21 protein-coding genes are annotated in these 24562 nt (G+C 69.7%); 7 read left to right on the forward strand and 14 right to left on the reverse strand.

The window, feature by feature from the left end:
• Positions 1-147 precede the first annotated feature (147 nt).
• Both J2851_RS18210 and J2851_RS18215 read left to right on the forward strand, forming a co-directional pair.
• Complete coding sequence (locus tag J2851_RS18210; RefSeq protein WP_209767812.1) at positions 148-1368, forward strand: porin; 1221 nt, start codon at positions 148-150, stop codon at positions 1366-1368.
• A 316-nt stretch (positions 1369-1684) separates the two neighbouring features.
• Complete coding sequence (locus J2851_RS18215; protein WP_209767813.1) at positions 1685-2833, forward strand: porin; 1149 nt, start codon at positions 1685-1687, stop codon at positions 2831-2833.
• Between the two features lie 102 nt (positions 2834-2935).
• Here the strand turns inward: J2851_RS18215 and J2851_RS18220 are convergent, their stop codons facing one another.
• A complete protein-coding gene (locus tag J2851_RS18220; RefSeq protein WP_209767814.1) occupies positions 2936-3478 on the reverse strand; it encodes a hypothetical protein in 543 nt (180 codons plus the stop codon).
• 200 nt (positions 3479-3678) lie between these two features.
• On the opposite strand from J2851_RS18220, the gene J2851_RS18225 reads away from it, so the two are divergent.
• Entirely contained in the window at positions 3679-4407 is a 729-nt protein-coding gene (locus J2851_RS18225) for a YggS family pyridoxal phosphate-dependent enzyme (protein ID WP_209767815.1), read from the forward strand.
• Between the two features lie 197 nt (positions 4408-4604).
• Here the strand turns inward: J2851_RS18225 and J2851_RS18230 are convergent, their stop codons facing one another.
• From J2851_RS18230 to ribA, 3 genes are all read right to left on the reverse strand, one after another.
• On the reverse strand, positions 4605-5105 hold the full coding sequence (locus tag J2851_RS18230; RefSeq protein ID WP_209767816.1) for a L,D-transpeptidase family protein: 501 nt from the start codon (positions 5103-5105) through the stop codon (positions 4605-4607).
• Between the two features lie 62 nt (positions 5106-5167).
• Positions 5168-6178: a hypothetical protein gene (locus J2851_RS18235; RefSeq protein ID WP_209767817.1), complete on the reverse strand. Its 1011-nt coding sequence runs from the start codon at positions 6176-6178 to the stop codon at positions 5168-5170.
• A gap of 169 nt (positions 6179-6347) precedes the next feature.
• Positions 6348-7493 carry a GTP cyclohydrolase II gene (gene ribA, locus J2851_RS18240; protein WP_209767818.1) on the reverse strand — a complete coding sequence of 382 codons (1146 nt, stop codon included), beginning with the start codon at positions 7491-7493 and terminating at the stop codon, positions 6348-6350.
• Positions 7494-7720: 227 nt separating this feature from the next.
• Here ribA and J2851_RS18245 point away from each other — a divergent pair, with 227 nt between their 5' ends.
• Entirely contained in the window at positions 7721-8224 is a 504-nt protein-coding gene (locus J2851_RS18245; protein ID WP_209767819.1) for a glycosyl transferase, read from the forward strand.
• 63 nt (positions 8225-8287) lie between these two features.
• A complete protein-coding gene (locus J2851_RS18250; RefSeq protein WP_209767820.1) occupies positions 8288-8977 on the forward strand; it encodes a response regulator transcription factor in 690 nt (229 codons plus the stop codon).
• Here J2851_RS18250 and J2851_RS18255 read toward each other — a convergent pair.
• Entirely contained in the window at positions 8959-9711 is a 753-nt protein-coding gene (locus tag J2851_RS18255) for a hypothetical protein (RefSeq protein ID WP_246500750.1), read from the reverse strand. The two genes, J2851_RS18250 and J2851_RS18255, sit on opposite strands and share 19 nt — an antisense overlap.
• A 301-nt stretch (positions 9712-10012) precedes the next feature.
• On the opposite strand from J2851_RS18255, the gene J2851_RS18260 reads away from it, so the two are divergent.
• Both J2851_RS18260 and J2851_RS18265 read left to right on the forward strand, forming a co-directional pair.
• Entirely contained in the window at positions 10013-10900 is an 888-nt protein-coding gene (locus J2851_RS18260) for an MBL fold metallo-hydrolase (RefSeq protein ID WP_209767821.1), read from the forward strand.
• A gap of 164 nt (positions 10901-11064) precedes the next feature.
• Entirely contained in the window at positions 11065-12048 is a 984-nt protein-coding gene (locus J2851_RS18265) for a peptidoglycan L,D-endopeptidase MepK (protein WP_246500751.1), read from the forward strand.
• Here the strand turns inward: J2851_RS18265 and J2851_RS18270 are convergent, their stop codons facing one another.
• The 9 genes from J2851_RS18270 to J2851_RS18310 all read right to left on the reverse strand — a co-directional run bounded on the left by J2851_RS18270 (position 12049) and on the right by J2851_RS18310 (position 24349).
• Positions 12049-13233, reverse strand: coding sequence for an ABC transporter permease (locus J2851_RS18270; protein WP_209767822.1), 1185 nt, complete (start codon positions 13231-13233; stop codon positions 12049-12051).
• Positions 13230-14228: an ABC transporter permease gene (locus J2851_RS18275; RefSeq protein WP_209767823.1), complete on the reverse strand. Its 999-nt coding sequence runs from the start codon at positions 14226-14228 to the stop codon at positions 13230-13232. The genes J2851_RS18270 and J2851_RS18275 overlap by 4 nt, the downstream gene beginning before the upstream one ends.
• A 142-nt stretch (positions 14229-14370) precedes the next feature.
• A complete protein-coding gene (locus J2851_RS18280) occupies positions 14371-16269 on the reverse strand; it encodes an ABC transporter substrate-binding protein (protein WP_307419708.1) in 1899 nt (632 codons plus the stop codon).
• A gap of 152 nt (positions 16270-16421) precedes the next feature.
• A complete protein-coding gene (locus J2851_RS18285) occupies positions 16422-18365 on the reverse strand; it encodes an ABC transporter ATP-binding protein (RefSeq protein WP_209767824.1) in 1944 nt (647 codons plus the stop codon).
• On the reverse strand, positions 18362-18871 hold the full coding sequence (locus tag J2851_RS18290; RefSeq protein ID WP_209767825.1) for a hypothetical protein: 510 nt from the start codon (positions 18869-18871) through the stop codon (positions 18362-18364). The genes J2851_RS18285 and J2851_RS18290 overlap by 4 nt, the downstream gene beginning before the upstream one ends.
• On the reverse strand, positions 18872-19684 hold the full coding sequence (locus J2851_RS18295; protein WP_209767826.1) for a polysaccharide deacetylase family protein: 813 nt from the start codon (positions 19682-19684) through the stop codon (positions 18872-18874).
• Between the two features lie 180 nt (positions 19685-19864).
• Positions 19865-21019, reverse strand: coding sequence for a glycosyltransferase family protein (locus J2851_RS18300; protein ID WP_209767827.1), 1155 nt, complete (start codon positions 21017-21019; stop codon positions 19865-19867).
• A gap of 212 nt (positions 21020-21231) precedes the next feature.
• Complete coding sequence (locus J2851_RS18305) at positions 21232-21684, reverse strand: cyclic nucleotide-binding domain-containing protein (protein WP_209767828.1); 453 nt, start codon at positions 21682-21684, stop codon at positions 21232-21234.
• A gap of 28 nt (positions 21685-21712) precedes the next feature.
• Positions 21713-24349 carry an ABC transporter ATP-binding protein gene (locus J2851_RS18310; RefSeq protein ID WP_209767829.1) on the reverse strand — a complete coding sequence of 879 codons (2637 nt, stop codon included), beginning with the start codon at positions 24347-24349 and terminating at the stop codon, positions 21713-21715.
• Between the last annotated feature and the right edge of the window lie 213 nt (positions 24350-24562).

The following is a 24562-nucleotide window of genomic DNA, read 5'->3' on the forward strand; positions in this document are numbered from 1 at the left end:
GAAGTGTGCTCCGTTCGACACACTGTTCCATCAAAGCAGCATTTTGTCGATTTCCGGCTTGCTGGCGTCCCGCCATGTGCGTACGACATTCCCAGCCAGGAAGTTAATCCGGCTGAAAATTCTGCTGCCAGGATGGAGGCAACAATCATGAATCGGTATCTGCTGGCGGGCTGCGCCGCCGTTGCTCTGGCGATGGGTGCCGGCGCGGCCAACGCCCAGGCCAAGTTCGAGGTCAAGGTCGGCGGCGACGCCTACTTCGAGGCTGGCTACGTGAGCCAGGACAAGGATTCGGGCCTGCGCTCCACGGAGTTCCAGAACCGCTTCCGCGTCAACATCATCCCGACCGCCAAGGCTGACAACGGCCTCGAGTACGGCGGCCGCGTCCGTATCCGCGCCGCCGGCGCCAACACGAACGTGACCGGCGACCGCGCCTACATCTTCGCGCAGGGCGCGTTCGGTCAGGTCCGCCTCGGTGTGACCAACTCCTTCAACGACGAGACCTACGTCTCGACGCCGACCGACTACCTGCCGCTGGCCCTCGTTGACCGCGTCGTCAACTGGATCGGTGGCGCGCCGGGCACCGCCGGTGCGCAGATCGGTGGCGGCGCCGTCCCGTACTCGGGCGCCGACGTCAACGGCGGCGTTGCCCCGACCGTCACGGGCAACTCGATCGTGTGGCCGTCGCTGGCCATGGAAGGCAACGCGACGAAGATCGTTTACTTCTCGCCGCGCTTCGCCGGCCTGCAGCTCGGCGCCAGCTACACCCCGCGCAACGACTCGGTCAACCAGGACGTTGACCGCCTGAAGATCGCGACGACGGCGACCGCCGCCGCCACCGCGAACTACCAGGACATGATCGAAGTTGGTGCGAACTACAGCAACACCTTCGCCGGTTTCACCGTCAAGGGCAGCGCCGGCTACTTCTGGGGTGATGCCCTGGGCCGCGGCGTCGCCAGCGACCGTTACGAGGACCTGAACGCCTGGCAGGTCGGCGCGCAGGTCGGCTACGCCGGCTTCTCCGTCGGCGGCAGCTACACCGACTACGGCAAGTCGGGCCAGAACAAGATCCTCGGCAACTTCACCGAGGACACCCGCAACTGGACCGCTGGCGTTCAGTACACCACCGGCCCGATCGTCGTCGGCTTCAACTACAAGTTCGGCGCCGACGCCGGCTCGACCACCCTGCCGGGCAGCCGTCACCTGAACGTCTACGAAGTCGGCGCCGGCTACACCGTCGCCCCGGGCCTGACCGTTCAGGCTCAGTACGACTACTTCGACGCCAAGAGCGACAAGACCGCCACTGCCGCTTCCGGTTCGCCGGACGACAAGGGCCACGTCGTCCTCGTCCGCTCGGTCCTGGCGTTCTAAGCCAAGGTCGTTTGCGACTGAAAAAGGGAGCGGTGGCTTCGGCCACCGCTCTTTTTTTGTGCGCGCAAAATTGCACAAGCTTTGTGCGACTCGCTTAATCTCTGGGCGTGCATTGTTCCATATTTGCAGCAGAGCGGGATTTGCGTTGTAGAACAGTGACTTATTGATGTGTCGAAATTGCCACGCTGTATCACGACGACACTTATGAGTGTGGAAACCGGCTTGCCGGCCATCGGGACTGGGAGTTAACTCGCGGTTGGGAAGCACAACCGTTCAACCCCCTCGCGGGGTCGCCTGTCAGAAGGATGGAACATCCATGAAGCGTTCTCTCGTCATCGGCTGCGCCGCTCTTGCCCTCGCCGCCGGCTGCGGCACGGCGTCGGCCCAGTCCAAGTTCGACGTGGTCATCGGTGGCGACGCGTTCTTCCAGGTCGGCTATGTGAACCAGGACCGTGACACCGGCCTGCGCTCGACCGAATTCCAGAACCGCTTCCGCCTGAACATCACGCCGAAGGCCACCGCCGACAACGGCATGGAATACGGCGGCCGCATCCGCCTGCGCACCGGCAACGGCTCGCCGGTCACCGGCAACGGCGTCACCGCCGACCGCGCCTTCCTGTTCGCCAACACCACCTTCGGCACGATCCAGGCCGGTGTGGTCAACGGCCTGTCGGACGAGTTCGGCATCATCGGCCCGAACGTCGAAGGCATCGCCGGCGGCCCGGACAACAACACCGTCTACTTCCTGAATGGCTCGCCGACCTACGCCCTGCTGCCGACGACGACGAACAACTTCCGCGCCTTCGTCTCCGGCGACACCGGCACCAAGATCCTGTACCTGACCCCGACCATCGCGGGCTTCCAGGGCGGCATCTCCTACATGCCGCAGACCGGCGACGTGAACCAGTCGGTCAACCGCATCAAGGACAACGGCAACTTCCAGGACGTCGTCGAGGTTGGCGGCCTCTACAAGAACGAGTTCGGCGACTTCTCGGTCGAGGCGAGCGCCTTCTACCAGTTCGGCAAGACCCAGAGCCTGGGCGCCACCAGCTTCGAGAACCTCAGCTCGGTCCATGTCGGCGCCAACGTCGGCTACGGCGGCTTCAAGGTCGGCGGCAGCTACGCCTACAGCGGCGACAGCGGCTACGACAAGTCGCTGGCCGTCAAGGAGAAGCAGGACGTCTGGATCGCCGGCGCCCAGTACACCACCGGCCCGCTGGTGTTCGCCATCGACTACCAGCACTCGCGCTCCAACGGCACCAGCCCGTTCACCGGCACCGTCGCCCCGGTCAAGGCCAACCTGTACCAGGCCGGCGTGACCTACACCGTCGCCCCCGGCCTGACCACGGGCCTGGAGTACAGCTACCTGGACCTCGACTCCAAGCTGACGACGGCGGCGAACGGCGGCGTGAACCCCGACGACCGCGCCCACATCATCATGCTGGACACCCGCTTCGCGTTCTAAGCACGCGATCGGCCAATCGACCGGCGGACGGTCAAAACGAAACGGCGGCGGACCCTGGTCCGCCGCCGTTTTCGTGCGCGCGCCGCCTTCGGGAAGGCCGCGTTACTTCTTCGGCACCGCCACTTCCGTCTCGCAAAGCAGCAGCATGGCGGCATCGGCCATGGGGACCCAGACCAGCAGGATCCGGCGCTTGTCCTTGTCGGCCGTATAGACCGCCGTCTCCGGGTCGGCCACGGACTTCGTCTTCGCCTGGCCGACCGACCAGCCGGTCTTGCCGAAGTTGTCCATGGTGCTCTGGAAGATGTGGTCCATCTTCTGCTGGTCGCCCTTGCGGAACTCCCAGCCGTAGCTTTCCTGCTTGCCGCAGCGGCGGCCCACGTCGGTGGCGACCTTGGCCAGGAAGTTCTTGTAGGTGCCGTCGTCCATCAGCGGGAAGGGCTGCTCGTCGAAGGGCACCTGGGTCAGCGGGGAACCGGCCATCGTCTTCGGCATGCCCGAGGCGGCGGGCGGGGTCGCCGGGGCCGCCTGGGGGGCCGCCTGCGAGGGCGCCGCCGGCTTGCCGCTGTTCTGTGCAGAGGCGCCGCCGGCGGCCAAAGTGCCGGAGGCCAGCACAACAGCCGACAAAACCATTGCCGTCGGATTCATCCAGCGCATCCAACCACGCATGCCGTGTTCTCCTCGGGGTGCTTGCGTTTCATGGGTCTGTCCGTTACCACGCCGTCCGGTCCCTGTACACTGACGCGCGTCGGCAAATGCGCCGGCCAGGGCCAAAGACCTGGTCAAAGATGATGGGGTCGAAGACGATGGGCCCGAAGACGATGGGCCCGAAGACCGGGAGGGCTGCCATGACCGAACCGCACAGCATCGCTTCACACTCCGGTGCCACGCCGGCCGGCGACACCGTGACCGCCCGGCTGGAGTCGGTCCGCCGGTCCATCGCCGACACCTGCGCCGCCGCGGGGCGCCCGGCCGGCTCGGTGACGCTGGTCGCCGTCTCCAAGACCCACCCGGCCGAGGCGGTGGAGGAGGCCCTGGCGGCTGGCCAGCGCGTCTTCGGCGAGAACCGCGTGCAGGAGGCCAAGGGGAAGTTCCCCGCCCTGCGCGAGCGCTTCCCGGACCTGGAGCTGCACCTGATCGGTCCCCTGCAGACCAACAAGGCGAAGGACGCGGTCGTCCTGTTCGACGTCATCCAGACGCTCGACCGGCCGAAGCTGGCGGAGGCCCTGGCCGACGCCATGGCGAAGACCGGCCGCCGCCCGCGCTGCCTGATCGAGGTCAACACGGGGGAGGAGCCGCAGAAGGCCGGCATCGCCCCGGGCGAGGTCGAGGGCTTCCTGGCGGCCTGCCGCGACACCTGGAACCTGCCGGTGACCGGGCTGATGTGCATCCCGCCCGTGGAGGAGGAACCGGCCATGCACTTCGCCCTGCTGGCCGACATGGCCCGCCGCGCCGGCCTGGCCGAAGTCAGCATGGGGATGAGCGGCGACTTCGAAACGGCCATCCGCTTCGGCGCCACCCACGTGCGCGTCGGCACGGCGATCTTCGGCGCGCGGCCTTATCCTCCGGCGGGGTGAGTGTTGAGTGGCGAACGCCGTTGCGGGCAACTGGGAATTCACGGATTGTGCGGATTTGAGCACGGATTTTTTTTGATTGATCTTGCTTCAGCGCGCGCTGCCCAAAAAGGGCCGTCACTGAGCAAGCATCAGAAAAATCCGTGTCATCCGTGTTCAAATCCCTGAAATCCGTGAAGCCCGAGTTGCACCCAACGGCGTTAAGGCGCGAGCACCGTCAGCGACGTGTCCGGCCCGCAGTCCTTCAGCAGGCGCAGCAGGTCCGGCAGGGGCAGCGCGACGCAGCCGGCGGTCGGCTCCCAGTCCGGGCGGGCCACGTGCATGAAGACGGCGCTGCCCTGCCCCGGCACCACCGGGTCGTCGTTGTGGCCCATCACCACGATCACGTCATAGACGCCGTCGGCGCGCCACAGCTCCTCGTGGCTGGCCGCGAAGGGGCGCTTGACCGGACGGTTGTAGGCGGGGTCCGCGGGGTCGTCGCACCAGCCGTCGTCCGGGGCGATGGGGTCGGTGGGCAGGGCAGTCTCCGGCCGCGGCAGCCGGTCGGCGCGCCACAGCACGTGGCGCAAGGGAAAGCGGCCGACGGGGGTGGCGCCGTCCCCTTCCCGCTTGTCGGCCTTCACCCCGCCGCGCCCCAGCGCGCAGCGGAAGGATCCTCCCGGCCAGCTCAACTGCCCATCCGAATGCACGATGATGTCCATGGCGCGCTCGCCTGCCCTTCCCGTTCGCTTTGATCAACCCGGATAAGCCGCAGACCGTCCCGTCAGCTTGACACGCGCAGGCTCGGCGCGGCGGACTGGGCGGCGCGGCGGCTCTGCTCGTACTTGGCGAGGTTGCGCATCATCGTCTCCGACAGCATGTCCGGCGACACCGGCGTCATGACGTTGGGGGACGCGCCGTCCTGCACCTCCAGCTTCGGGGCGCCGCTGTCCGCCGCGCCGGCCGTGTCGGCGCGCTGCGCCTTCGCGCCTTGCGCCCGGCCGGCCTGGAGCGGCGCGGATTGGGCGTTGGCGAGGGTGGAGCCGGGCATCGGCGCCGCGAAGCGGGGGGCCGAGTGCTTGGCCATCATGGAGTTGGCGAGCGGGGTGTCGCGCGTCGGCATGCGCGAGGGGCCCGGCACGGCGCCGAGCGCGTCGCGCGGCGTCCCGCCGGCCAATCGCTGAGCGGAAGCCGCCTGGGCGCCCGCCTGGAGGCCGAGCGCCGCGGCGCTGGCGGCGCCCATGGGGTGGGCCGACGCCGGCGGCGTTGCGCTGGCGTTCAGGCGGACCGGCCGGTCCGACCCGGTCGGCTGGGGGACCGCCGCGGGGGCGGAGGAGCCCTGAACCGCGGCCAGGGCGTTGGCGACGGCCGTGTCCTCCGGCTTGGCCGCGACCTCCGTGGTGGCGCCTGGAGCGGCATCACCGCCGCCGAAGCCGAGCGCGGCCAGGACCTGGTCGCCGAGATCCTTGCCCTGGGCTTCCTCCACCACCGCGTTGGTGATGGAGGCCATGCCGCCGACCACGCCGCCGTACAGGATGCCGCCGATCACCTTCGAGGAGGTCTTGATCGTGTCGCCGGTCAGCTCGCGGTAGATGTTGCCGACGATGGGGAGGTGCTGAAGCGGGTTGATGACGTCCAGGAAGTCGTCGAAGGACATCTCGCCGCGGATCTCGACGCCGCGGCCGTTGTGGCCGTCGCTGATGACGGGGGACGGCGGCCGCTCGCGCGGCACCGCGCGCGCAACGGCCCCGGGGGCCGCGGCGGCGGTGTCGATGGTCGTGGCGTCGATGGCCATGGTCGGTCTCCCGGCACTGAGTCCATCACCGGGTAAGCAACCGGCGTGCCAGTATTAGGGGCTGTTCCACCCCGGATTCCCGGCCGATCGCGGGGAATCCCCTGCCGGCCCGGCAAAGGCTGCCGGGTGCCGGTTCATTCCTACCCTGTGGAGAGTCGAAGGTTCGCGATCAGAACATGTGCCCGCTGCGCTCCGCCTTGGTGCGCAGGTAGCCTTCGTTGTGGCCGTTGGCCGGGAAGATGTGCGGGACGCGCTCCACCACCTCGATGCCGCAGCGGGCGAGCTGGCGCAGCTTCTCCGGGTTGTTGGTCATCAGCCGCACGCCGGCGAAGCCCAGCTGGCGCAGCATCTCCGCCGCCGGCAGATAGACGCGCTCGTCGGCCTCGAAGCCCAGGATCTCGTTGGCGTCGACCGTGTCGAAGCCGCGGTCCTGGATGCGGTAGGCGCGCAGCTTGTTGACCAGCCCGATGCCGCGCCCTTCCTGCGCCAGGTACAGCAGCACGCCGCTGCCCTGCCGCGCGATCTCCGCGATGGCGCCGCGCAGCTGCTCCCCGCAGTCGCAGCGCAAACTGCCCAGCAGGTCGCCGGTGAAGCATTCCGAATGCAGGCGGGCCAGCACCGGCTGGTCCGGGGCCGGGTTGCCGATGATGATGGCCAGATGCTCCGGCCCGCCGTCGATCGGGCGGAAGGCGACGATGCGCGTGTTCTCCGCGCCCGACAGCGGCACGCGGGCCTCCGCCACCTTGCGCAGGGTGCGCACGACGTGGATGCGGTAGTCGGCGATGTCGCGGGCGCGCACCAGAAGCAGGTCATGTTCCGCCGCCCAGTCCGCGGCCGAACCGCGGGGCTGGTCCGCGGCGTGGGCGACCACGGCGGCCGGCAGCAGCCGCGCCAGCCGGGCCAGATCCACCGCCGCCGCCTCGCGGGATCCCGGCTCCACCGCCGCGGCGGTCAGGCCGGCGGGCAGCGCGCCGTGCGGCGTGTGCTCCGGGTCGGCCAGCGCGTGCGCCTCGTCCGCAGTCAGGCAGCGGGGCAGCGACAGGGCGACGACGCCCGTCCCCTCCTCCATCAGCTTCAGCACGGTGGCCCGGCGCCGCGTGACGGCCAGCAGCGGCGTGCCGCCGGTCAGGCGCTTCAGCCGGTCCACCGCGTCGATCGCCACGGATTCCACGGAAACGGCGGCGCCGACGGACCCGTCGGCCGTCTCGATGGCGACGACCTCACCCCGGCGCATCGCGGCCAGCGCCCGGTCGACCGCGCGCATGGCGGCTTCGTCGATGGGAAGGGCGGGTTCGGTGGTCAGTTCGGCCTGCATGGGGGACTTCGCTTGAGACGCGCTGGCGCGGGACGAAAAACCGAGACATAGGCTCGGTCGCGGCGGAAGCAAAGCGCAGGAGGCGCACCCCTGTCCAGCGAATCCCGCGCGCCACACCGTTGCTGAACGCGCAACGACCACCGGAAGGCGGGCGGAAGGCCGGCCTGTGCAGAGGATCCCGGCCTGCGGTATGATGCCGCCTGACCAGCCTTGGGGGAGCGCTCGCCATGCCGGATCGTCCGGTCCTGCACCATCTGTCGCCGGCAGGCCGGCCCGCCGACGGTTATGGCCAAAACCTTGTCGATGCGCTGGCCGCGGCAGGCTGGCGCGTCGCGGAGACCGCCCTGCCCGGCGCCTACCCCCGTGTCGACCAATCCGCCATCCTGGCCGCGGACATCGCGCTGTCCCGCCTGCCGGACGGCGCCTGGGTGCTGGTGGACGGGCTGGCCCTGCCCGGCCTGGCCGGCGGAATCGCCCTCGACAGCCGCCGCCTGCGCTTCGTGGCGCTGGTGGAGCAACCGCTGTGGCGCGATCCCGGCCTGGCGGCGGACGAGGCGGCGGCCCTGCGCAACCTGGAGCAGGGCGCGCTGGCGCTGATGCGCCGCGTCCTGGTGCCCTCCCCCGCCGTCGCGGCGGAGATGGCCGCGCTCGGCCTTCCCGGCAACATGGTCGCCGTGGTTTCGCCGGACGGCGACGGAGCCCTGCGGCTGGCCGCGCTGCTCGACGCGTGAGCGAAGACAAGCGCGCGGACCCCGTGGTAAGGTCCGGCCCGAGCCAACGGTGAACGCCTCCGCATGACGCTTGCGAAACGCATCCTCCTCGTCGACGACGACATCGCCCTGAGGCAATCCCTCGCCGAACAGCTCCAGCTCCTGGAGGAATTCGACACGGTGGAGGCCGGCGACGGCGCGTCCGCGCTGGCCGTGGCGCGCGAGGGAAGCTTCTCCGCCATCCTGCTCGACGTCGGGCTGCCCGACATGGACGGCCGCGACCTGTGCCGCCTGCTGCGGCGCGAGGGCGTGCGCTGCCCGGTCATCATGCTGACCGCCGCCACGTCGGACGCCGACACCATCCTGGGGCTCGATTCCGGGGCCAGCGACTATGTCAGCAAGCCCTTCCGCATGGGCGTGCTGCTGGCCCGGCTGCGCGCGCAGCTGCGCGTGTTCGAGCAGACGGAGGACGCGGTCTTCGCCATCGGCCCCTACAGCTTCCGCCCGGCGGCCAAGCTGCTGCTGGAGGAAGGCCGGAACCGCAAGATCCGCCTGACCGAGAAGGAAACGGCGATCCTGAAATACCTGTACCGGGCCGGCGACGCGGTGGTCGGGCGCGAGACGCTGCTGGGCGAGGTCTGGGGCTACAACGCCGCGGTCACCACCCACACGCTGGAAACGCACGTCTACCGCCTGCGCCAGAAGATCGAGCGCGACCCGTCCAACGCCGAAATCCTGGTGACCGAGCCCGGCGGCTACCGCCTGGTTCCGTGACGGTCGCCCACACGGTCCGATCCTGAACGGTCGGAGATGGTGACCGCGACCGGATAGCCCATCCAGCGCCGCCGCGGCCCGTGCGGGGCGCCCCCAAGCTTTGCCTGACCGTGCCGCGCAGGCCCGCCTCCCCACAGGCCGCGCCCGCGGGGCACCACCGGCAGCAGCCGGATCTTCCGCCCGACGATGGCCAGCCGCCGGCGCCAGTGCGCCACCAGCTTCGGCGAGGTGCCGACCCGGCGCGCGATCTCGTGGTCGGCCAGAAGGGCGCTGCCCGGGTCCTGCAGCTGGTCCAGGATCGCGCGGCGCTTGTCGGCGCTGGTGTGGCGGCTGTGCTTGCGCTCCAGCGCCTTGCCGAGGTCCCAGAGCTTCTCCGCCGTCTCGCGGGCCAGCGTGCGCCAGCGGTCGGCCTCTTCCCGGTGACGCTCCATGTCGCCGCTGGACTTCTCCAGCTGCCGCTTCAGCCCGGCGATCTCCAGCTCCAGGTCGCGCACCTGCCGGCGCAGGCCCTGCACCAGCTGGTCGGGCGGCGGCGGCCGGTCGGGGGGTGCTGCGGCGGTAGACGCGGCCGCTGCGGCAACCGGAGCGGGGCCGGCGGCACCGCGCGCCAGATCGCGGAAGGACATCCCGGCCCGCGACAGCATGATGCGGGCGGCCCTCAGGGCGGACAGCGCCTCGCCCTGGTGGTCCGACTCGGCCATGGCGAGAACTTTGGCGAGCTTGTCAGGATCCATCCGTCGATCGGGGTCCGGAGGCGGTTCATCGCGCCGGCCGGCGCGAGAGCTTCTGTCTACCACATCCGATCGGATTCGGCACCTCCACATGTCGTCGGTGGTGATCCTCCTTCGATTGTAGCTTTTCGGGTTTGTCTTTTCCCATGGGGTTCTCCCATAGCGTTAGGCGAACAACCAGTCCGTGTGGACCGGCGCCGCACGGACGCCTGTGCCCGCCGATCGGATGTTCACAAAATGTCCGTGGACGCAATTATCCTTTTCGCTCGACTTGGGCCGCCCGCCCCGCCAAATTGGTGGTACCATGACGGCCATCATCGTGTCCGACACCGCCGCCCCGCCGGAATCCACCCAGCCGGATTTTACGGCGCGCTTCTGGGGCGTCCGCGGCAGCATCGCATCCCCCGGCCCGGACACGCTCCGCTACGGCGGCAACACCCCTTGCGTCGAGGTCCGCTGCGGCGACGCCCTGCTGATCCTGGACGCCGGCACCGGCATCCGGCCCCTGGGGGAGGCGCTGGTGCGGGAGGCGCTGGTGCGCCAGGGCGCCACCGACATCGACCTGCTGCTGACGCACAGCCACCTGGACCACATCTGCGGCCTGCCCTTCTTCGCGCCGGCCTTCCACGCCGGCAGCCGGCTGCGCATCAGCGCCGGCCATCTGGAGCCCGGGCGGACCATCCGATCCGTCCTGCAATGCATGATGGCGTCGCCGCTGTTCCCGGTGCCGGTGGAGATCTTCCGGGCCGACTGTTCCTTCCACGACTTCGTCGCCGGCGAGACGCTCCACCCGAAGCCGGGCGTCACCGTGCGCACCGGCCGGCTGAACCACCCGGATGGGGCGACCGGCTACCGGGTGGAGTTCGCGGGGCGCAGCCTGTGCTACGTCACCGACACGGAGCATCCGGCGGAGGGGCGCGACGCGGCGGTGGTGGAGCTGGCGCGCGGCGCCGACCTGCTGATCTACGACAGCACCTACACCGACGCGGAGTATCCGGCCCATGCCGGCTGGGGCCACTCGACCTGGCAGGAGGCGCTGCGCGTCGCCGAGGCCGCGGGGGTCGGCCGCGCGGTGATCTTCCACCACGACCCGAAGCGCACGGACGATGAGCTGGACGCCATCGCCGCCGCCGCCGAGGCCGCCCGCCCCGGCACCATCGTCGCCCGCGAAGGCATGGTGCTGGCGCCCTGACCGGGAAAGGCCCCGCGCGTCTGGGTCGTATATCGCTCGTCAGTGATGTTTTTCCGCCACAAACAAGGAATTCGCACAGGCGCGCGGTGACTTGTCACTGCTGCATCATGTGACAATTATGGTATTCAGGATCGCATGCAACCACAGGGGGAACTCTGGGGAGAATGATGCGGTCTTTTCTGCGGCTTTCCATGCTTGGCGCGCTTGCCGGCGGTTGTCTTGCCGGCTGCGCCTCCACCCCTGCTCCCCAGGTGACGCTCGTCGGCGACCAGCGCTCGATCACGCTTTACCATCCCGCCAGCGGGGAGATGGTCAACGTGACCTACTGGCGCCCTGATGGCTACGACCGTGCGGCCCTGCAGCAGATATCCGCGCTGTTCCGCGACCGCCGCACCGGGGAAGCGATCCCCGTCGATCCCGCGCTGGTCGATATGCTGGTGGAGCTGCGTCAGCGCTGCGGCGCGTCGGCGGACACGCCGATCTACCTGACCTCCGGCTTCCGGTCGCAGGCGACCAACGCGGCGCTGGCCCGCAGCAACGGGAACGTGGCCGAGCACAGCTACCACATGCGCGCCCAGGCCGCGGACATCTACATCCCCGGCGTCGCCCCCCGCCGGCTCGCCGACGAGGCTGCGGCCATGCAGCGCGGCGGCTATGCGCTCTACGCCCACACCGGGCACGTCCATGTGGACACCGGCCCCTTCCGCACCTGGACTCCCAAGGGCGGGGAGCAGCGCCTGCCCCCGGCCCTCCTGGAGGCGCGGGTCAACACCCCCTACAAGCCGCCGACGTCCAAGACCGCCCCAGCCCTGCCGCCAGTCGAGGTTGCCAAGGTGGAGCCGCCGCAACCGGCCCCCGCCGTGCGGGAGACGCAGGTCGCCCAGGCCGATCTGGACCGGCTCGTGGACACGGTGGCGGACGCCGACCCCGTCCCGGCGCCCGCCCCGGCCGCCGCCCCGACTCCTGTCGCCCCTCCGGCCGCCGCGCCCGCGCCGCGCAAGCCGGCCCCGGCGTCGGTGAACATCGTGGCCGCGCGCGTCGTTCCGGGCAGCAAGGCCGAACCCGACCTGGCCCGCGTCCGCTACGTCCTCGCCCAGCTCAAGGACCAGCCGGCGCCGGTCCTGGCCGTGGCGAGGCGGAAACCCTGATCACCGATACGGATCCGCCGCGTCCCGCAAGCCGTCGCCAAGGAAGTTGAAGCTTAGCACGGTGACGATCACCGGGACCACCGGCAGCATCAGCCAGGGGTAGAGCGCCACCACGTTGATGTTCTGCGCCTCGGTCAGCAGGACGCCCCAGCTGGTGATCGGCGGGCGCAGGCCCAGGCCCAGGAAGGACAGGGCGGTCTCGCCCAGGATCATGCCGGGGATGGCCAGGGTCGCGGACGCGATCAGGTGGCTCATGAAGCTCGGCAGCAGGTGGCGGCCGATGATGCGGGAGGGTTTGGCGCCCATCAGCTGGGCCGCGGTGGTGAAGTCCTCCTCGCGGAGCGCCAGCAGCTTCGACCGCACCGCGCGGGCGAGGCCTGTCCATTCCAGCAGTCCCAGGATCACCGTGATCCCGAAATAGACGAAGATCGGGTTCCAGGTGACGGGCAATGCCGCCGACAAGGCCATCCACAGCGGCAGCTCCGGGAAGGAGCGGATGATCTCGATCAGGCGCTGGATCAGGTTGTCCACCCAGCCGCCGTAATAGCCGGCGATGCCGCCGATGGTGATGCCCAGCACGAAGCTGACCGTGATGCCGATCAGGCCGATGGTCAGCGAGATGCGCGTGCCGTAGATCATGCGCGACAGCAGGTCGCGGCCCAGCCGGTCGGTGCCCAGCAGGAACAGCGTCCCGCCCTCCGCCGGGCAGGCGAGGTGCCAATTGGTCTCCACCAAGCCCCAGAACTGGTAGGGGTCGCCGCGGCAGACGAAGCGGATCGGCTGCACCTTGGCGGGGTCGGGCGTGTATTCGCGCCGCAGCGTCTCCAGGTCCAGATTGTAGCGGTAGCCGTAGACGAAGGGCCCGACGAACTGGCCCTCGTGGAACAGGTGCACCGCCTGCGGCGGGGCGTGGATGAAGCGGGAATGGCGGCTGTCCACCGCGTAGGGCGCCAGGACCTCGCTCACCAGCGTGGAGGCGTAGAGCAGCAGCAGGATCACGCCGGAGATCACCGCCAGCCGGTGCCGCCGCAGCTTCCACCAGACCATCCACCACTGGGACGCGGTGGTGAAGCGCTCCTGCTCCGGCGACAGGTGCTCCACCTCCTCCGGGTCCCAGGGGGCGGTGTCCACCCGGTGGGGCAGGCGGTCGTCGGGCGCCAGACGGTCTTGTGTGGTGTCGGTCATCGCCGGCTTCCTCCGCCCAGGCGGATGCGTGGATCAAGCGCGGCCAGCGCGAGGTCGGACAGGAACACGCCGACGACCGTCAGCACGGCCAGGAACATCAGGAAGGACCCGGCCAGGTACATGTCCTGGCTGCGCAGCGCCTGGAGCAGCATCGGCCCCGTGGTGGGCAGCGACATCACCACCGACACCACCGCGGCGCCGGACACGATCTGCGGCAGCAGGTTGCCGATGTCGGAGATGAAGGGGTTCAGCGCCACGCGCAGCGGGTATTTCCACAGCGCCCGGCCGGGCGGCAGCCCCTTGGCCCGCGCGGTGACGACGTAGGGCTTGTGCAGCTCGTCCAGCAGGTTGGCGCGCAGGCGGCGGATCATCGCGGCGGTGCCGGCGGTGCCGATGACCATGACGGGGATCCACATGTGCTCCAGCACGCTCATGGCCTTGGGCACGCTCCAGGGCTGGCCGAGGAAGCGCGGGTCCATCAGCCCGCCGATGGAGGTGCCGAACCACACGTTGGCGAGATACAGCAGCACCAGCGCCAGCAGGAAGTTGGGCACGGCCAGCCCCAGGAACCCCAGCAGGGTCAGCGTGTAGTCGCCCAGGCTGTACTGGTGGGTGGCGGAATAGATGCCGATGGGGAAGGACACGCCCCAGATGAAGATGATCGTGGCGACGGAGATCACCACGGTCAGCACCAGCCGGTCGCCCACCACGTCCGACACCGGCATGTTGTATTCGAAGGAATAGCCGAAGTCGCCGCGCAGCATGCCGGCCAGCCACAGCGCGTACTGCTCGATCATCGGCCGGTCGAGCCCGTAGGTCTCCCGCAGCATGGCGAGCCGGCCCTGGTCCATGCTTTCGCCCCGGCTCTGCATCTCGTTGACCATGGAGGTCAGATAGTCGCCGGGCGGCAGCTGGATGATCACGAAGGTGATCGCGCTGATCGCCAGCAGCGTCGGGATCATGATCAGGATGCGGCGAGTCACATAGCCCAGCATGGCGCTTCCTTTCTCCCTCTCCCCTCTGGGGAGAGGGTCGGGGTGAGGGGGACCACGGGGGACCGGAAGGTTCGGCAAATGCCGGACCCCCTCACCCTTCCCTCTCCCCAGAGGGGAGAGGGTATGAACGCATGCGCCCTCATCACCCGCCGTTCTCCTTCGCCTCGAACCAGAAGGTGTCCGGCCGGTACATGCCGAAATGCGCGCCGGGATCGTAGTTGAACAGGCCCTCGGCGGGCAGGTTGCGCAGGGATTGCCGCGCGACCACGGGCTGGGGCACCCCGGCGACCGTGCCGATGGTGAAGACCTGGTCGGCGTTGATGGTCAGGATGCGTTCCCAGGCCGCGGCCCGGCCCTGCTCGTCGGTGGCGTCGCGCCAGGCGCGGTAGGCGTCCAGCAGCTCCTTCGCGGCGGGCATGTCGGGCGGTTCGCCGTCCTTGCCCATGGTCTGGTGATACTGGCCCCATTTCGGCCATTCGTACTTGGCCTGGTCGACGGGGACCATCTCCGCCGGGCTCATGTCCGCGGTGGCGATGGCGTCGTCCAGGCCGCGCGCGATGGACATGCAGGTCTCGCCGGAGAAGATGCGGTTGCGGAACACGTCCAGCTGCGAGGTGCGGATGTACAGCCGCGCCCCGATGCGGCGCCAGCTGTCGGCGATCAGCTCCAGCGCGTCGGTCTCCTCCGTGCTTTCGCCGGCCGCCTCCACGACGATCTCCAGCGGGCGGCCGTCGGGCAGCAGGCGCACGCCGTTCACGTCGCGCTTGGTCAGGCCGACCGCGTCCAGCAGCCGGTTGGCCTCGCGCACGTCGAAGTTGGCCCAGCGGTCGCGGTAGTCGGCCTTCCACAGGGGGGAGGCCTCCAGCAGCGTGTTGTTCGACGGGGTGGCGAGGCCGTAGTAGATGACCTGGTTCAGCTCCTCCCGGTCGATGGCCAGCGACAGGGCGCGGCGATAGCGGACGTCGCGGTTCAGCGCGCGCCAGACCGGGTCGTTGCAGGTCAGGTTCGGGAACAGCGCCATCTGCGCCCCGATGCCGGTGCGCCACAGCTTCACCCGGTAGTCGTTGCGCTTCGCCCCTTGCGTCAGGAAGGTGTAGTTGTCGAACCGCAGGTAGCGGGCCTGGAGGTCGCTCTCGCCCGCGCCGGTCTTGGCCGGGATGATCTTGGCGTCGGCCACGGTCATGATGACGCGGTCGATGTAGGGCAGCTGCCGGCCGCCTGCGTCCACGCGGTGGAAGTAAGGATTGCGCACGAAGACGAAGCGCTCCGCCGGCGGGGCGGTGACCGGCACCCAGGGCTGGAGCGTCGGCAGGTCGGGGTTGTCGAACTCCGTCAGGTTGTCCTTGCGGTTGTGAAGCTGCTGCCAGCTCTTCTGGCGCGCCTCCTCCACCCGCTGCTTCAGCGTCGCCTCGTCGGTGTAGCGGGGATGGAACTGCTTCAGGTAATGGGCCGGCGCGTAGATCTCGACCGGCTTCGCCCCGGCCAGCATGGGCAGGAAGAAGGGGTTCGGGCGGCTCCAGCTGTAGCGGACGGTGACCTCGTCCAGGAACTCCACCTTCGGCTTCTCGCCCGCGACCAGCATTTCCGGCGGCGGCCCGCCGGGGTAGCGCTTGGGGTTGGTCGCCATGTCCTCCCACCAGTAGCGGAAGTCCTCGGTGGTGAAGGGCTGGCCGTCCGACCAGCGGTGGCCGCGGCGCAGGTGGAAGGTGAAGACGCGGCTGTCCGTCTCGTCCACCGACTCCAGGATGTCCGGGACGATCTTCAGGTCGGGGGTCAACGCGACCAGCCGGGCGTAGCTGTAGACGTAGATCAGCCGGGTGTCCTTGACCCGCGCCATCAGCATGTTCAGGTCGCCGCCGTGCCGCCCCGGCTTCTGCCAGGGCCAGTCCATCGCCACGACGGAGGGGTGTTCCGGCAGGCGCTTCTCGACCGGCGGCAGCGCGCCCGACCCGACCGCGTTCTCCAGGATCGGCGGCTCGATGCCGGTGAAGGCACTCAAAGTCAGGAAAGCAAAAGCCAGCAGGGCAGGGCGCCGCCACACTCCCTCTCCCGTCCCGGGAGAGGGTGGCGCGAAGCGCCGGGTGAGGGTCGCGCAAGAATCACGGCGCTGATCCTCGGCGGCACCCTCACCCGCCCGCTGACGCGGGCACCCTCTCCCGGGGCGGGAGAGGGGATTGAAGAGCATGCGTCGCATCACGCCACCTCCTTCACCCGCACCGAGGCTTCGGCGCGCACGCAGTGGCCGTTGCCGAGGTCGACCAGGTGCGGCTGGTGCGCCTCGTCGATGGTGAAGGGGGCGGGCCAGCGCGCGGGGTCGGAGGCGCGGCCCTCCTCCAGGTCGGTCAGGGACAGCGGGCGGCTGGGGTCCGGCTCCGGCACGGCGGCCAGCAGGGCGCGGGTGTAGGGATGGACCGGGTTGCGGAACAGCGCCTCGCGCGGGGCCGACTCGACGATCCGGCCGCGGCACATGACCAGGATGCGGTCGGCCATGTAGTCCACCACCGCCAGATTGTGGCTGACGAACAGGTAGGTCAGGCCCAGCCGCTCCTTCAGGTCCTTCAGCAGGTTCAGCACCTGCGCCTGGATGGAGACGTCGAGCGCCGACACCGGCTCGTCCAGCAGCAGAAGCTCCGGCCGCAGGGCCAGCGCGCGGGCGATGCCGATGCGCTGGCGCTGGCCGCCGGAGAAGCTGTGCGGGTAGCGCCGCAGGTGCCGGACGTCCAGCCCGACCAGCCCCATCAGCTCCTTCACGCGCGCCTTGCGCTCCGCCTCGTCGCCGATGCCGTGGATGACCAGCGGCTCCGCGATGATGTCGAAGACGGGCATGCGCGGGTTCAGGGAGCCGTAGGGGTCCTGGAAGACGAACTGCACCTTGCGGCGGAAGGCGGTCAGGGCGTCGCCCTCCAGCCCCAGCACGTCGACGATGCGGCCATGGTCGTTGAAGCGGACGGTGCCGTGGTCCGGCGTCAGCGCGCGCATCAGGATCTTCGACAGGGTGGTCTTGCCGCAGCCCGACTCGCCGACCAGCCCGACGCATTCGCCGCGCTTGATGGAGAAGCTGACGTCGTCCACCGCCAGGGTGCCGGCACCAGCCTTGGCGCCGAACCAGCCGGCCTTGCGCGCGCCGTAGCGCTTGCAGATGCCGTCCACGGCCAGCAGCGGCCCGGCCTCGTCGGCGGTGGGCGACCAGGGCTGGTGGTCCTTCTCCAGCAGGCTGCCGCCGGTGGAGGTGATGGAGCGGATCGGCACCAGCCGCTCGCCGGGCGCCATGTCGAAGCGCGGCACGGCGTTCAGCAGCGCCTTCAGGTAAGGATGGCGGGGGTCGGCGAAGATGTCCTCCCGCGTGCCGGATTCCATGACCCGGCCGCGGTGCATGACCACCACCTCCTCCGCGAGGTTGGCGACGACGCCCAGGTCGTGGGTGATCAGCAGCACGGCCATGCCCAGGTCGGCCTGGAGATCCTTGATCAGCTTCAGGATCTGCGCCTGGATGGTGACGTCCAGCGCGGTGGTCGGCTCGTCGGCGATCAGCAGGGCGGGGCGGCAGACCAGCGCCATGGCGATCATCGCGCGCTGGCGCAGGCCGCCCGACAGCTCGAACGGGTAGGTGTCCAGCGCTCGGCGAGGGTCCGGGAAGCGCACCCGGCGCAGCATGTCCTCCGCCAGCGCCCGGGCCTGCTTGGCCGTCACCCGCTGGTGCAGCTGCACGGCCTCGCCCACTTGGTCGCCGATGGTGTGCAGCGGCGACAGGGAGGTCATCGGCTCCTGGAAGATGATGGAGATCTGCCCGCCGCGCAGGGCACGCATCGTCGTTCCGTCGGCCTTCAGGCCGGCGATGTCGATGAGGCCGCCGTTCCCGTTGGCGCCGTTCCCGTTGATGGCATCCCCATTGACGGGGTCCCCGTCGGCGGCCTGGGGGTCGAACAGGATGCGCCCGCCGGTGATGGCGGCGGAGCGTGGCAGGATGCGCAGGATCGACTGCGCCGCCACCGACTTGCCGGAGCCCGACTCGCCGACCAGCGCCACCGTGCTGCCCGCCTTGACCCGGAAGGAGACGCCGCGCACCGCGCTGACCACGCCGCCCGGAACATGGAAATCGACCTTCAGATCCTCCACGCGAAGCAGCGTGCGGCTCATGATGGGGTATCCTCAGGCAAGGGCTCAGGTGGTGTGATGCCCAGCGCCAGCAGGTTGTCGATGGTGACCCGGCTCAGCCGCAGGCCGTTGGTCCGCACGGCGGTGACCGCGCGCTCGATCACCGCGTCGAAGCCGTCGAGGTTGGAATCGATCCTTATTGTGCTGCCGCGTCCAATCAGCGTCGCCTGCATCCAGCCGTCGTCGCGGCCGCGCTTGGTGGCGTAGTAGCGCAGCCGCAGATCCGACAGCGCGTCCCAGCGGATCGTCGCGCCCAGCGGCCCCTCGGCGCGCAGGGCCTCCTCGTCCATGGTGACCCGGGTCATCTGCCTTTGTGCGGTGCGCAGGGCGAAGACGGCGAACAGCAGCGCGCAGAGCGCCAGCGGCCCGGCGATCCAGGGCGTGACCTGGAGAAGCGCCAGCGGCAGCGCCGTCAGGGCCAGCCCCGCCATCGCACGGGCGTAGTCGCCCAGCAGGACGTTGGGGGGATAGCGCAGCGTCTCGGCCATTCAATGGGCTCCCTTCTCGGCCCCGAACAGAGTGTCGGCCGGCAGCCAGCGGGCTGCCGGGTGGTGCCGGACCTTGGACAGCAAACGCTCGGTGAAGGCCCAGGTTTCGTCGTCCATGACCAGATGGTGCGTCAACAGGCCGGTGGGCTCTGTTGTGTCAACATTGCCGCTGCGCCGCGCGCGCAGGTGTGCCACGGCCATGCCCAGCGATTTCGCCTCGCCCAGGAAGCGCTTTCCCTCCTTCCAGGCGATCGGGTCCACATGCGTGTTGACGCAAGTGACGCCGGGGAGCGTCAACCGGCGCGGCCCGTAGGTGGACAGCCCGCGGATGCCGACCTCCGCCAATCGGCCGGCGACCTCCGGCGCGATGCGATTCCAGGGCGGCACCAGGGCGGGCAGGGCGCGCGGGCCGAACAGCCGCTCCAGCCGGCGCCGGCCCTCGGCCAGTTCCGCCAGCACGGCGTCGGCCGGGCGGTCGGGGCCCAACTCGCACTTCTTGGCCGGCGGCACCGCGTGGTTGGCGTGCGACCAGCCGTGCTGGAGCACGGTGACGGTGGGGTGGCGGTCCAGGGTGGCGGCGAGGTCGGCCTGGGCCTCCGCCGGGATGACCGCCAGCGCCAATGGCGCAGCCGTGGACTGGGACATGCCGGCCATCCGCGCCAGCGCGGGCGTCGTCGTGGTGGCGTCGTCGTCGCGCCACCAGAAGGTGGCGGCGAGGCCGGAGTCGGCCCAGGCGTCCAGTTCCCCGTCCAGATCATGCCATGTGGCGGGCGGCGGGACGACCCTGGGGCGGACAGGAGCGGTGGTCGTCATCGCGAAGGCCTGCCGAGGCGTGAGTCGAGCCCCAGCATGGCGCGCCACTGTGACAAATCCAAGCGTCTCGATTGGTTTAGCGGCCGGTGGGGCCGAATCGTAGGTTGGGTGGAGCCGCAGGCGGAACCCAACACACGCGGCATGGCGAACGATGTTGGGTTGCGCTGCGCTCCACCCAACCTACGCCCGCAACCGGTGCGCCGCTTCGGTCAGCAGGCGGGCGGTGGCGGCGGCGCCGTCCAGGCGGAGGGGGATTGCGGGGGGCGGGGGCAGGGCGAGCGCCCGGGCCACGCCGTCGGCCAGGGTCTGCGGGGTGAGCCCCGCCTCCTCCACGACGACCAGCCGGCCGCGGCCTTCCAGCAGGCGGGCGCGGGTGGCCTGCTCGGTCTCGCTGCCGGCGGCGAAGGGCACGACCACGGCGCGGCAGCCGGCCTGCAGCAGGTCCAGCACGGTGTTGTAGCCGGCTTGGCTGATCGACAGGCGGCAGCGGCGGAGCAGGGCGGGGAAGTCCGGCCGCGCGCGCTCCACCACCACGCCCGGCGGCGCCTCGGCGGCCAGCGCGCGGACGGCGTCCTCCGGCACGTCCGGCCCGGCGAGCAGGCGCCAGGGGGCGTCGGCCAGAGAACCCCCCAGCGATTCCAGGGCGCGGGCGCCCAGCGCCGCCCGCAGCAGCGGAAGCCCGACGGCCCCGCCGCCTACCGAAACGATCACCTCGCCGGTCCCGTCCGCCGATTCGGCGTTGGAGGAGGGCGGGGCGGCGACGTAGCCGGTGTAGCGGATGCGGTCGGCGATGCGCGCGGCGGCGGGGAAGGTGGCCTCGAAAGGAATCAGGTCTGGGTCGCCGTGCACCAGCACGCGGTCGAACAGCCGCTCCACGGTGGAGACGGTCTCCTCCAGCCGGTCCGGGTTGTTCTTCGCGACCAGGATGTCGCGGACGGAACAGGCGGTGACGGCGCCGGCGGCGCGCGCCGCCCCCAGCAGGGGCAGCAGCTCGAACCGGAAGGCGCGGCGGCCGAAGGGGAAGGATTCGACCAGCAGCGCGTCGGGCCGAATCCGCTCGAAGGCCTCCAGCACCGCCGCGCGCCGCCGGGCGCGCCACGCCTCGTCGATGGGCCGGCTGTGCTCGTCCAGCAGGGTCTTGAAGGTCTCGTCGGCGGCGCGGGCGGGGGGAAGCTGGACGATCTCGGCCGGTCCGTAGTCGATGCCCGGCACCGGATGCCCGCCGCGCAGCACCGTCACCGCCATCCCGGCCGCGGACAGCCCCCGCGCGATCAGCGCCGCGCGCCGGTCGTGCCCGATGCCGAGCAGATGCTGGACGTGGAAGAGGACGCGCATGGGGACCTGGGGCGGTGGCGGTTGGGAGGGCTGAGTCGTCGTGTTGGGCCCCCCTCCCAGCCTCCCCCCACTTCGCGGGGGGAGGGGCTTTAGGGAACGGGCGGCGGAGTTCCCTCCCCCGCGTCAGTGGGGGAGGGTTAGGGTGGGGGCCCAACGCAAAAACTTTGTGGGGGCCCAACGCAAAAGCTTTGTGGGGGCCCAATGCAAGGGCTCTACACCTTCCCGCTCAGCACCTCGCGCAGGCGCAGCGTGGTCTGTTCCAGGCGGTGGGCGAGGACGCGCATGATCTCAAGGCCCATCTGCGGGAACTCGGTGACCAGCTGGAAGAAGTGGTCCTTCGGCACGCACAGCGTCTCCAGGTCGGTCGCCGCGCGGACGGTGGCGGTGCGCGGCACGTCGCAGAGGATGGCGATCTCCCCGACGATCTCGTTGGAGGCCAGCGTGGCGACCGGCACCGGGCCGCCGGGGCCGTTGACCATCACCTCCGCCTCGCCGCTCATCAGGATGTAGGCGCAGGTCCCGGTGTCGTCCTGGTGGAACAGCACGTCGCCGGCGCGGAAGGACATCCGCTCGCTCGTGAAGGCCAGCAGCTTCAGCTTGGAGGTGTCGATGTTGGCGAACAGCGGAATCCTCCGCAGGCATTCCACTTCCTCGGCGATGCTCATGCCATCGGTCTCCATCTTCCGCGCCGAACTACTCGGCGGCCATCATCTCATGAAGAACAGTGCCCGGTTTGCTCAAGTCTTCGAAGCGTCCCTGTTCGGCGATACGCCCGTCCTTCAGCACAATGACGCGGTCGAAGGCGCGTGCCAAGGCCGCACGGTGCAGCACCCAGATTAGTCCACAGCCCTTGCGGTCTTCCATGATGGCGCTGTGAACCTTGTTCTGGCTGGCCGTGTCCAGGCCGCTGGTCGCCTCGCTGAGGATCAACACGTCCGGCCGCTTCAGCATCGCGCGGGCCAGCGCCGCCTTCTGCCGCTGGGCGGCCGACAGGCGGGAGCCCGCCACGCCCACGGGGTGGTCCAGCCCGACCTCCACCACCGTGTCGCGCAGGTGCAGCCGGTCCACGAGATCCGCCAGGATGCGCCCGACCTTCGAACCGACCTGGGCCTGCCCGTAGACCAGCTTGCCGAACAGGATGTTGTCCTGGATGCTGGCGGCGGCGTTGTAGGTGTCCGGCTCGAAGAAGGCGACGGCGCCGCGCAGGTCGGCCGGCAGATCCTCGGCGAAGACGCGCCGTGCCTCCAGCAGCCGCGCCTCGCCTTCCGGCTTGATCAGGCCCAGGCGGTGGCGGGCCGGGATCAGGCGGAAGGGCAGGGACATCAGCCGCGTGCGCTCGGCCGGCCGCAGGGCGCCCAGCCCGTCCTTGGCGGTGCGCGCCAGGATCGCCTGGTATTCCGGCAGCTCGGCGAAGCCGATGAAGGAGAAGCGCTCGAAGAACTCGTGCCCCGGCGGCAGGCCGGCGAACAGCTCGACCATGGTTTCCGCCACCTTGTGGCCGATCTCCAGGAAGCGGTCGGTCAGCCCGACCTTAGCCAGCACATGCAGCACGTAAGGATTGGAGGCCAGCGCGTCCGGCTGGAAGATCGGGCCGACCGGCGTGCCGAACAGCAGGTTTTCCGCCACGCTGGAATTCATGGTGAAGCGGGCGGGGTCGAACCGTTCGACCAGCCGGCCGAGGTCCGGGTTCTCCTCCAGCATGGCGCGCATGGCCTCGCGCGCCTCCATCACCGCGGCGGCCACCTCCGGCCTCTGCTCCGGATCCACGGTGCGGCTGAGGCCCATGGCGTAGACGTCGTCGTCCAGGTTCACCAGCGTCAGCACCTTCAGGATGCGCGCCTTCAGGTCGGCCGGCCCGTCGCAGCCGGCGGCGGCGTAGTCGATCCAGTCCGCCCGCGTGTCGTAGGTGGCGTTGCCGGACAGCATCGCCTCCGACAGGCGGCGCCGGCGGCGCTCCGGCGGCTCCTCATGCTCGCCGGCGCGCATCGGGCGGTGGCGCAGGCCGTAGACGAGGTTGTCGTAGAGCGAGGCGGAGAACAGGTAGGGCGTCGCCCCCACATAGGTGGCGCGCCGCCCGGTCACGCTTTCCGGCAGGGCGGTGTAGTCGGTCTCCCCCAGCCGGATCTGGCCGGAGCTGGGCAGCAGCACCCGGGCCGCCAGCTGCGCCAGCTCGTCCCGTCCGGACCCGATGCCGATCACCGCCGTGTGGCCGTCCAGCGGGATGTCGCAGTTGACCGCCTCCAGCACCCGGCTGCCGCCGTCCTCGCCGAAGCCGACGTTCTGGAAGGTCAGCGTGCCGCGCAGGGGGAGGTCCTCCTCCGCGCTCAGCAGCCGGTCCTCCAGCAGGTCGGGGACGTGGAACTGCTCCACCACCTGCTCGTACTTGATCCGGTTGTCCTCCTTCTGCTGGTACCAGTCCAGCAGCTCCTTCCAGGGGGCGGCCAGGTCCTTGTAGGCGGCCAGCACCGCCACCAGCGCGCCGAAGGACAACCGGCCGTGGATCACCAGATAGCCGCCGATCGCGTAGAAGAAGAAGGGCGTCAGCTGGTTGATGAAATTGTTGAGGAACTTGACGAAGAACTTGCGCTGGTAGATCTCGAACCGGATGTCGTAGACGTCGCCCAGCCGGTGGCTGAGGTCCGCCAGATGCCAAGCGGCGGTGTCGTGGGTGTGCACCTCCTGGATGCCGGACACCGTCTCTCCGATGCGGTCGGCGATTTGGCGCATGGCACGTACGCGCTGCTTGCCGAGCTGGTTGACCTTGCGCTGCAACCGTGGAATGAGCCACCCTTGGAAGGGGTAGAGCGACACCGCGGCCGCCCCCAGCACCGGGTCCTGGATGAAGATGAAGGCGATGTAGACCAGCAGCGTGCCGCCCTGGAAGACCGGGATGGCGATGGCGTCCCCGATGAAGCCGCCCAGCGGCTCCACCTCCGCGGTGATCATCGGGATGATCTCGCCCGGCGACATCTTGCGGAAGCGCGGCAGCGGGAACCGCAGGACCCGCACATACAGCTCGTAGCGCAGCCGGCGCAGCATCCGCTCGCCCAGCCGGCCCTTGTAGGTGTTGATGATGTACTTGAACCAGCCGTTCAGGACCACCAGGATCAGGAACAGGCCGCACAGCACCCACAAATATGTAACCTGATCGAGATGGAAGCCGAGGAACGTCTCCGGCAGCTTCTTGCCGGCGATGGCTTCGTTGACGATCCGCTTCGGCAAATCCAGAGAAGCGTACAAGAACGGGAACGACGCCAGCGTCATGATGGTCAGGACGACCTGCTGGCGCGTGCTGTGGCGAAGGATGAACTGAAAGATGCTGGATTCCATGGCGCCATTCTACGCAAGGGGGCGCCAATGCGCAGAGGAGGCAGAAACCTTACCCCCTCCGCGGCACGGCTGCCAAGAAGATGGCCGGAAAGGCCTTAACCACCAAGGTCAGGGTTCGTATGCCTTCTATCCGCATGGTTCATATGTCCCCCATCTGCTAGAACCGTAAGGGCAGCATGACGCGTTCCCGTCCTTCGAGCATCCCAGCGCCAG

The organism is Azospirillum rugosum, assembly GCF_017876155.1.
Lineage (GTDB): Bacteria > Pseudomonadota > Alphaproteobacteria > Azospirillales > Azospirillaceae > Azospirillum > Azospirillum rugosum.